1 protein-coding gene is annotated in these 272 nt (G+C 45.6%); it reads left to right on the forward strand.

Features of this window, described 5'->3' with window-relative positions; all coding sequences use genetic code 11:
- A partial coding sequence (locus RFW85_RS12425) for a hypothetical protein (protein WP_309171576.1) occupies window positions 1-272 on the forward strand: 272 nt, incomplete at both ends.

Consider the following 272-nt stretch of genomic DNA (forward strand, 5'->3'; position numbering starts at 1 on the left):
TTAAAAGTGGGTGATTTATTTGCCCTAGCCAAGAGAATTACGGGTGAGCAACCCACTACGCAAGCGTTCGAAAATTTTTGTGAGCAAAATCACCTCACCCTCAACCCAAATAGTATTGCCAATGGCATGTGGTGGCGTTTTACCGAGCAATATCTGGCCGGTATTATCGGTGCCGCTTCTGCACGTACATTGCTCACAACAGCAATGATTAATAACGGTCTTGCTTTAGGGCAAGTGGCTAATATTTTAGACCAAGCATCGCAGTGGCAACG

Origin of the sequence: Acinetobacter sp. 12966 (genome assembly GCF_031196995.1) — a bacterium.
GTDB lineage: Bacteria > Pseudomonadota > Gammaproteobacteria > Pseudomonadales > Moraxellaceae > Acinetobacter > Acinetobacter geminorum.